Raw genomic sequence first — 7598 nt, forward strand, 5'->3', positions numbered from 1 at the left:
CATTACTGCTTTCGCTTTTAGCCGAAGCGGCCGGTAATATAATCCTGGGTGCGTTTGGCGTGCGGGGCGGTGAACATCTTGTCAGCCGTATCCACTTCCACCAGTTCGCCCATGTAGAAAAATGCAACCCGATCCGCGCACCGCGCCGCCTGCTGCAGGTTGTGCGTCACAATGGCGATGGAGAATTCCTGCTTCAGTTCATCCAGCAGTTCCTCGATCCGGGCCGTGGAAATCGGGTCCAGCGCACTGGTCGGTTCATCCAGCAGAATGATTTCAGGGCGCGTTGCAATGGTGCGTGCAATGCACAGCCGCTGCTGCTGGCCGCCCGACAGGGCGGCAGCCGATGCACCAAGCCGGTCCTTGACCTCGTTCCACAACGCCACGCGCCGCAGCACCCCTTCCACGCGCTGGTCCATGTCCGTGCGCGACAGGCGTTCATGCAGCCGCACGCCAAAGGCGATGTTGTCATAAATGGACATGGGAAACGGCGTAGGTTTCTGGAACACCATGCCAATGCGTGAACGCAGCACGTTGACATCCAGGCTGGGGGACAGGATGTTGCGCCCGTCAAACAGGACTTCCCCCGTTGCGCGCTGACCGGGATAAAGGTCATACATGCGGTTGAGAATACGCAGCAGCGTCGACTTGCCACAGCCGGACGGACCGATCATGCCCGTGACCTGACGCGCGGGAAAATCCAGCGATATGTCCTTCAGCGCATGGTTGCTGCCATACCAGAAGTCCAGGTTGCGTATGGCCAGCGCCAGGGTCCCGGTATCGTGGCCCGTCGTGTCATCCATGATAGGTTTGTTCATTGTTGTGCAGATCCATTGCGCGTTAGCCACCAGCGGGCCAGGATGTTTGTTGCAAGCACCGCGACAGTAATCAGCAATGCCCCGGTCCATGCCATCTGCACCCAGTCATCATAGGCCGAACCGGCGTACTGGTAGATCGTGACCGGCAGGCTGGCCATGGGTTCGTTCAGGTTGGTGGACCAGTTGAGATTGCCAAGCGAGGTAAACAGCAGGGGCGCCGTCTCGCCCGAGATACGCGCCAGCGCCAGCAGGATGCCGGTCATGATCCCGCCACGCGCCGAACGCAGGCAGACACTCAGGATCACCCGCCAGCCCGGTGCGCCCAGCGCATAGGCCGCTTCACGCATGGCGCGCGGGACAAGGCGCAGCATGTCTTCCGTCGTGCGGACGACAATGGGGATGAACAGCACCGCCAGCGCCAGCGTGCCTGCCATGCCGGAAAAATGGCCCGCCGGTTCCACAATGATCAGATAGATGAACAGGCCCACAAGAATGGACGGCACCGACAGCAGCATGTCCGACACGAACCGGACCAGCATGACGATCCGCCCGTCCTGACCGAATTCGGACAGGTAGATCCCTGCCATCATGCCCACCGGCGTGCCGATCAGGGCGGCAAGGCCGGTCTGTTCGCAACTGCCGATAATGGCGTTCGCCAGGCCGCCGCCAGTGCCGGGAGATGCCGTGCTGTGCAGGAAGGTCGGCAGCGCCAGCCCCCCTGCCCCCTGTGTCACCAGTGTCCACAGGATCGAAAACAGCAGGAACAGCACGACAACCGTCGCCACATTGCACAGCAGGCTGACAAACCGTTCAACCAGCCTGCGCCGCACGGCCATTGCGCCGCCGCGCTGCCATCCACCGGCATCAATGGATTGCGATTGGGGGGCTGACATCATGGCTTTCCTCAGTTCGACACGCCGCGCTGCAGGAAAATGCGCGAGCAGGCCAGGGTGATGAATGAAATGATCATAAGGATCGCGCCAAGCGCCAGCAGGGCGGACAGCTTCAGGCTGCCGGCCGAGCTTTCGGGAAATTCCAGCGCAATCAGCGAGGCAATCGTGTTGCCCGGCGCAAACAGCGACCAGCCAAGGCGGTTGCTGTTGCCAATGACGAAGGTCACGGCCATCGTTTCCCCCAGCGCCCGGCCCGTGCCCAGCATGATGCCCCCCATGACCGCCTGCCGCGACCATGGCAGCACGACGTCGCGCATCACCTCCCACCGCGTGGCGCCAAGGCCGAAGGCGCTTTCCTTCAGCACGGCGGGAATGGAGACGAATACATCCGTCATGACGGAACAGATGAAGGGCGTGATCATGATGGCCAGGATCAGGCCGCCGGTCAGCAGACCTGTCCCGTAAGGCGCGCCGCGGAACAGCAGGCCCATGCCGGGCACATGGCCAAGGTAATGCGTTGCCACGGGTTCAATGTAATGCGCCATGAACGGCACCACGATGAAAAACCCCCACATGCCGAAGATGATGGACGGCACCGCCGCCAGAAGCTGCACGGCGGTTTCAATAAACCGCGCCAGCGCCGGGGGCGCCATTTCCACCAGCCAGAAAGCCACGCCAAATGCAAAGGGCACGGCAAAGACAAGGGCAATCAGCGTAGTGACCAGGGTGCCGAAAATGGACGTCGCGGCGCCAAAATGGTCTGAAATCGGGTTCCATGCCGTGCTGGTGATGAAGCCGGGGCCGAAGGCGGAAAATGCCCGCCATCCCCCGCTGACCAGCACGATGATGATACCGGCCATGACAAGCAGGATGAACCATCCGGCCAGACGGGCGAGAACGCCGAAAACCAGATCACCGAACCACCCGCGCGTATTCGTATCCATTGCAACGCCATCGCGGGCCGTAATGGTGGATGGACTTTCCATCATGTAATTCCTGCTGTGTATGACACATCAGCAGCACTAGGCCGCAACATCACGCCATGGCAATAATAACCTGATCTATTTTGTATGAAGTTTTTATGACACCAGTCACTACATGCATGCTGCCTATGTATATTGTGACTGTCATGGAAAGTTCATCTATTTCCGGTTGCGCGGGCACCTGAACTACTGCATAGCACCCGCAACGGGGATAAACGGCGCCTTACGGCATTCCCCAGGTAAAACAGACAGGACTCACCCTTATGTTTGAATCCAGCGTCATAGAAATCGATGGCATCTTTGTCGGCATCGTTTTCCACGACAGCCCTGACGAGCCATACAAATTCCGCGCCATGCATGAACGCGTAACGCAGATGGATGGCGACATCCTGCCCACGTTCGAAGCAGCGGTGGCCCGAGCCCGCACCCGTTTCCGGATGGGCCGGTGCAAGCCTGCCCGCGCCATGGAAACCACGCGACTGCGGGCGTAAGACATTCCTTTTTCGCCCCGACACGCTGACATATACTTAATATATATTCAAATATTAATATTATATTAAACCAGAACCCATCCCCTTATATTTTAGTTTTTACTTATTTATGCTGCATGCAACAGTAACTTACTGGTGTATTGTTTCATGCTCCACTTCGCGCCCTATTCGGCATTTTCGATCATCGCACTGGTCATATGTTTTGCGCTTGTCTGCATCTTTGAATTCGTAAACGGCTTTCATGACACGGCCAACGCCGTTGCGACCGTTATCTATACCAAGTCACTCAAACCCCGGACGGCCGTGATCTGGTCGGGGTGCATGAATTTTGTCGGTGTCCTGCTGGGTGGGATCAGCGTGGCCTACGGGCTGGTTGAACTGCTGCCGGCGGACGTGCTGTCGCCCCCCAATGGTGATCCGGCCGTGCCAATGCTGATTTCGCTGTTTGGCACGGCGCTGGCATGGAACCTGTTTACATGGTGGTTTGGTATCCCGAACTCCAGCTCCCACTGCGTGATCGGGGCGCTGATCGGGATTGCCATCGGGGATGCACTGCTGCATACGCGTGACTTGGGCAATAGCGTTGACTGGTCACAGATCTGGAAAATCCTGCGCGCACTGGCCATTTCCCCCCTGCTGGGACTGATTGGCGCGGGTGGCCTGTATTTCATCATCAAACACCTTGTCCACGATCCCGAACTGTACCAGCCCCCGCAGGGTGACAGACCGACCCGTGGCTGGGTCCGTGGCCTGCTGATCCTGACCTGCACCGGCGTCAGCTTTTCCCATGGCAGCAATGATGGCCAGAAAAGCATTGGCCTGATCATGCTGACCATTATCGGCATCCTGCCCGCGACGTTTGCCCTTGCCCCCGACAGCACGCCGCGCATTCCCCATATTGCGGAATATGCCACCAGCGCCGCGCCGCTGATTGAACAGTATGACCATGACGGCCTGCGTGACGAAGCGATTGCCGCGGTTGGCCGCCTGTCACGGACCGATGCGCAGGCTGTCGTCCCTTCCGTCCTGCGCGCGGACATGTACGAAGTCGTGGCCGGACTGAAGGCCGTATCCGCCAATCCTTCCGCCTCGACCCAGGAACGCGCACAGGCGAAGGTACTGGGCAACCAGATGCGCCCGGTCGTGGAATATGCGCCGTGGTGGGTACGTCTGCTCAGCGCGCTGTGCCTGGGGATCGGCACCATGATCGGCTACAAGCGGATCGTGCATACGCTGGGTGAAAAGATCGGCAATACGCACCTGACGCCAGCCCAGGGGGCATCGGCCGAACTGGTGGGCGCCGGGCTGATTGCAACCGCAGGCTATACCGGCCTGCCGGTCAGCACGACACATATCATAACCGCCGGGATCGCGGGCACCATGCTGGGATCGGGGTCTGGAATCAACCGTGGCATGCTGGTCAAGATCGCGCTGGCGTGGATATGCACGCTGCCGGTCACCATCACACTTGCGGCCGGCCTGTTCTACGTGCTGAATTCCTGACATTCACTGGATGGCTGACAAAACGGAACCGGGATCGCATACCCTGCGATCCCGGTTTTTTATGAACAGCGTATGTAAAGTACTACGCCCTGTTTTACTGACACACCTTGGGCAGGTACATGCCTGATGAATATTTTCCAAAAAACAATGCCGCCTTTAAAATAAAGGCGGCATCCGGAAACTGTTTATTTTTATCAATCCCCTGTCTTGAAAAACCATTCAGTATGTCTGCGGCACGATCATGGTCTCGGGCACGGGCTGGCGGATGTAATCCGGACTGAAGACACGTTCGGGCAGACGCACCTCGGGCTTGCTGACATCATGATAAGGCACCTGCGACAGAAGGTGACTGATACAGTTCAGGCGTGCTTTTTTCTTGTCATCAGCAGGCACGATCCACCACGGCGCTTCGTCAATATTTGAACGTTCCAGCATGATCTCCTTGGCCAGCGTATAGGATTCCCACCGTCGCCTGCTTTCAAGATCCATGGGGCTGAGTTTCCACTGCTTCAGCGGATCTTCCATACGGGCGCGGAAACGCATTTCCTGTTCATCATCGGAAATGGAAAACCAGTATTTGACAATCTGTATTCCGCTGCGCACCAGCATCCGTTCGAATTCTGGCACGGAGCGGAAGAATTCCTCATACTCATCATCCGTACAGAAATTCATGACCCGCTCAACACCCGCGCGGTTATACCAGCTACGGTCAAACAGCACGATTTCCCCCGCCGCCGGCAGGTGGGTGACGTAACGCTGGAAATACCACTGCGTCCGTTCGCGGTCATTGGGGGCAGGAAGGGCCGCGACACGGCATATGCGTGGGTTCAGGCGCTGGGTAATGCGCTTGATCACGCCTCCCTTGCCCGCCGCGTCCCGTCCTTCACAGATCACCACCAGCCTGTGCCCGGTTTCCTTGACCCAGTCCTGCAGCTTGACCAGTTCCCCCTGCAGGGTCAGCAGTTCGCGGAAATACGTCCTCCTGAAATCAGGCGTACCCCTGTCGCTGTCCGAACCCAGGCGGACATCATCCAGTTCCAGCTCTATTTCTTCATCAATATCGTCCAGTACCTCCTCTCGCAGGCGGTTCCGTTCCCACGATGCTACATCGCTGCCGGGGATTTCGGTCATGTCGGGGTCTTCTCCATCTGTTTTCCTGATGACGGTAAGGGCGGAAGGAAATCAGAATTCATCATGGATATAGGCTTCGTCTTCCTCCACCAGGTCTGGAACCGGTGCGGGAGGGGGGTGTCTGGTCTGGCCCCGTGTATCCTTCCACACCAGAACAACGGCAGGCCGCCATTCTTCAAGAATCTGTGGCGAGTTCGGTTCGGAATCCGGTTTCATGATGTCCATTCCTGTACATACGCCTATTCAGACCATAGGCATGCAGAGGTATAGGGCAGCGCACGGCGCATAATATGAATATTTAATGAAATTAGAAATCATATGAATATAATAGATAATAATTATATATTTTATATTGTTAAATTATGAATTATGAAAATAAAACTTGATAAATACCAAATCAGATCAGGTTTACTTTGAAAGCGGAAAAATAAGCAGGAATTCAAGAGGCTTTTAAAGCGGTTGCCTACCATTACCCCACGCAGGCTATGAACAGGGCCATTGTCACCACCGACACCACGGCGCTCAGAAACAGGGTGGATGCCGCTTCCTGTTCATCTGTCCCGAACCGCACGGCAAGAATGACGACAACCGTTCCCACCGGAATGGACAGTGCCAGGACCGCCGTCCGTATAACCTCATGCGACAGGCCCAGCAGGGTCAGCAGAAGCCACGATACAGCCGGTATGACAATATTACGGACCGCCACCGTGACGACCACCGGCAACGTCACCGATACCCGCTGCAGGAACAGGACAATACCCGACGCAAACAGCGCCACGCCCGCTGCCGTATTGCCCAGCAGCTCCCCGGCGTTCAGGAGTGATTTCGGCAGGTGAATGCCCGATGCCACCAGCAGGGTCGCAACAATCGGGGCCCACACGATCGGTTCGCGGAATGACGCGATGATCTGTGGCGCAAGCCGGGCCTGCTCCGGCGGTCCCTTATGCGCACTTTTGGTCAGCATGACCATGCAGACCGGCGTCTGGACCAGCACCATGGCAAAGACGGCCGCCGAAATCGCGACGGCGGTGCTGGCATGGCCCACCAGTACCGGCAGCATGGCCGACCCGATAAAGGGAACCGAAGGCGCCCCCATCGCCAGTCCCTGCAGGGTAGCCGCCGCGGCATCCCGCCGGAACACATACCGCGACAGGGCATATGCCAGGCCAAAACTGCCGCACATGATCAGGAATACCGATGCCGCCAGCGGCAACTGCCCCGCAAGGATAGTACGCGGCATCCCCGCGATCCCGACAAACAGGTTCAGGGGAAAGGCATACTGCATGACCATCCGGTTGAGAACCGATACCTGCTCCCCCGTAAAATCATGGTGCCATCCGGCACGATACCCCAGCAGGAAAACCACGATGAGGGGCAGCATGGCGGCAATGATGGTGGAAAGCATGACAGCGAGACGACCCTGTAGCTGAGAAATCAGGCGCAGCAGGGAGTGCCCGGCATGCGTAATGAAAGAAAACCGCCGGATACACCGGCGTCCGTAACGATCAGGCGCGTGCCCTGTCCCCGTACGTCATCCCCATGGAACTGTCGTGATGAGGGACGGTTGGGGAAAAGACATGTCCAAATATTTTGAGAATAAGAATTATCATTATTAACGCGCTGATATATAATAATTTTTGATTTACAACTCCGGATTACATTCAATATATCGTATCCTGCACCATATATGACAGCGAGTCACGCCATGCCGATTAAAGATCCCAAGGTTATCGAACACCTGAACACGCAGCTGACAAACGAGCTGACGGCCATCAACCAGTA

The 7598-nt window shown here is 57.4% G+C and carries 8 protein-coding genes and 1 pseudogene; 3 read left to right on the forward strand and 6 right to left on the reverse strand.

What is annotated here, in order from left to right; genetic code table 11:
* Positions 1–17: 17 nt before the first annotated feature.
* From pstB to pstC, 3 genes are read right to left on the reverse strand one after another with little or no spacing between them, the layout of a single operon-like run.
* Positions 18–815, reverse strand: coding sequence for a phosphate ABC transporter ATP-binding protein PstB (pstB, locus tag B7449_RS09090; RefSeq protein ID WP_039736044.1), 798 nt, complete (start codon positions 813–815; stop codon positions 18–20).
* Positions 812–1711, reverse strand: a complete 900-nt coding sequence (gene pstA / locus B7449_RS09095; RefSeq protein ID WP_048883575.1) for a phosphate ABC transporter permease PstA — start codon at positions 1709–1711, stop codon at positions 812–814. Before pstA ends, pstB begins: the two co-directional genes overlap by 4 nt.
* 8 nt (positions 1712–1719) lie before the next feature.
* Positions 1720–2697, reverse strand: coding sequence for a phosphate ABC transporter permease subunit PstC (gene pstC, locus B7449_RS09100; RefSeq protein WP_039736043.1), 978 nt, complete (start codon positions 2695–2697; stop codon positions 1720–1722).
* 257 nt (positions 2698–2954) lie between these two features.
* On the opposite strand from pstC, the gene B7449_RS09105 reads away from it, so the two are divergent.
* A complete protein-coding gene (locus tag B7449_RS09105; protein WP_039736042.1) occupies positions 2955–3182 on the forward strand; it encodes a hypothetical protein in 228 nt (75 codons plus the stop codon).
* 147 nt (positions 3183–3329) lie between these two features.
* Entirely contained in the window at positions 3330–4685 is a 1356-nt protein-coding gene (locus B7449_RS09110; RefSeq protein WP_039736040.1) for an inorganic phosphate transporter, read from the forward strand.
* Positions 4686–4904: 219 nt separating this feature from the next.
* On the opposite strand, the gene ppk2 is transcribed toward B7449_RS09110, so the two are convergent.
* The 3 genes from ppk2 to B7449_RS09120 form a co-directional block, all read right to left on the reverse strand.
* Positions 4905–5816 carry a polyphosphate kinase 2 gene (ppk2, locus tag B7449_RS09115; RefSeq protein WP_039736039.1) on the reverse strand — a complete coding sequence of 304 codons (912 nt, stop codon included), beginning with the start codon at positions 5814–5816 and terminating at the stop codon, positions 4905–4907.
* Between the two features lie 51 nt (positions 5817–5867).
* A complete protein-coding gene (locus tag B7449_RS21265) occupies positions 5868–6032 on the reverse strand; it encodes a hypothetical protein (protein ID WP_167335743.1) in 165 nt (54 codons plus the stop codon).
* A gap of 253 nt (positions 6033–6285) precedes the next feature.
* Entirely contained in the window at positions 6286–7221 is a 936-nt protein-coding gene (locus B7449_RS09120; protein WP_039736038.1) for an AEC family transporter, read from the reverse strand.
* A gap of 300 nt (positions 7222–7521) precedes the next feature.
* On the opposite strand from B7449_RS09120, the pseudogene B7449_RS19760 reads away from it, so the two are divergent.
* Positions 7522–7598 (forward strand): annotated as a pseudogene (locus B7449_RS19760) (bacterioferritin); the annotation flags it as partial.

This window comes from Komagataeibacter intermedius TF2 (assembly GCF_000964425.1).
Taxonomy (GTDB): domain Bacteria; phylum Pseudomonadota; class Alphaproteobacteria; order Acetobacterales; family Acetobacteraceae; genus Komagataeibacter; species Komagataeibacter intermedius.

Excerpts from the sequence above, each read along its gene's own strand:
- pstB (WP_039736044.1), bottom strand. The coding sequence starts at position 815 with ATGAACAAACCTATCATGGATGACACGACGGGCCACGATACCGGGACC.
- B7449_RS09110 (WP_039736040.1), top strand. The coding sequence starts at position 3,330 with ATGCTCCACTTCGCGCCCTATTCGGCATTTTCGATCATCGCACTGGTC.
- pstC (WP_039736043.1), bottom strand. The coding sequence starts at position 2,697 with ATGATGGAAAGTCCATCCACCATTACGGCCCGCGATGGCGTTGCAATG.
- B7449_RS21265 (WP_167335743.1), bottom strand. The coding sequence starts at position 6,032 with ATGAAACCGGATTCCGAACCGAACTCGCCACAGATTCTTGAAGAATGG.
- ppk2 (WP_039736039.1), bottom strand. The coding sequence starts at position 5,816 with ATGACCGAAATCCCCGGCAGCGATGTAGCATCGTGGGAACGGAACCGC.
- pstA (WP_048883575.1), bottom strand. The coding sequence starts at position 1,711 with ATGATGTCAGCCCCCCAATCGCAATCCATTGATGCCGGTGGATGGCAG.
- B7449_RS09120 (WP_039736038.1), bottom strand. The coding sequence starts at position 7,221 with ATGCTTTCCACCATCATTGCCGCCATGCTGCCCCTCATCGTGGTTTTC.
- B7449_RS09105 (WP_039736042.1), top strand. The coding sequence starts at position 2,955 with ATGTTTGAATCCAGCGTCATAGAAATCGATGGCATCTTTGTCGGCATC.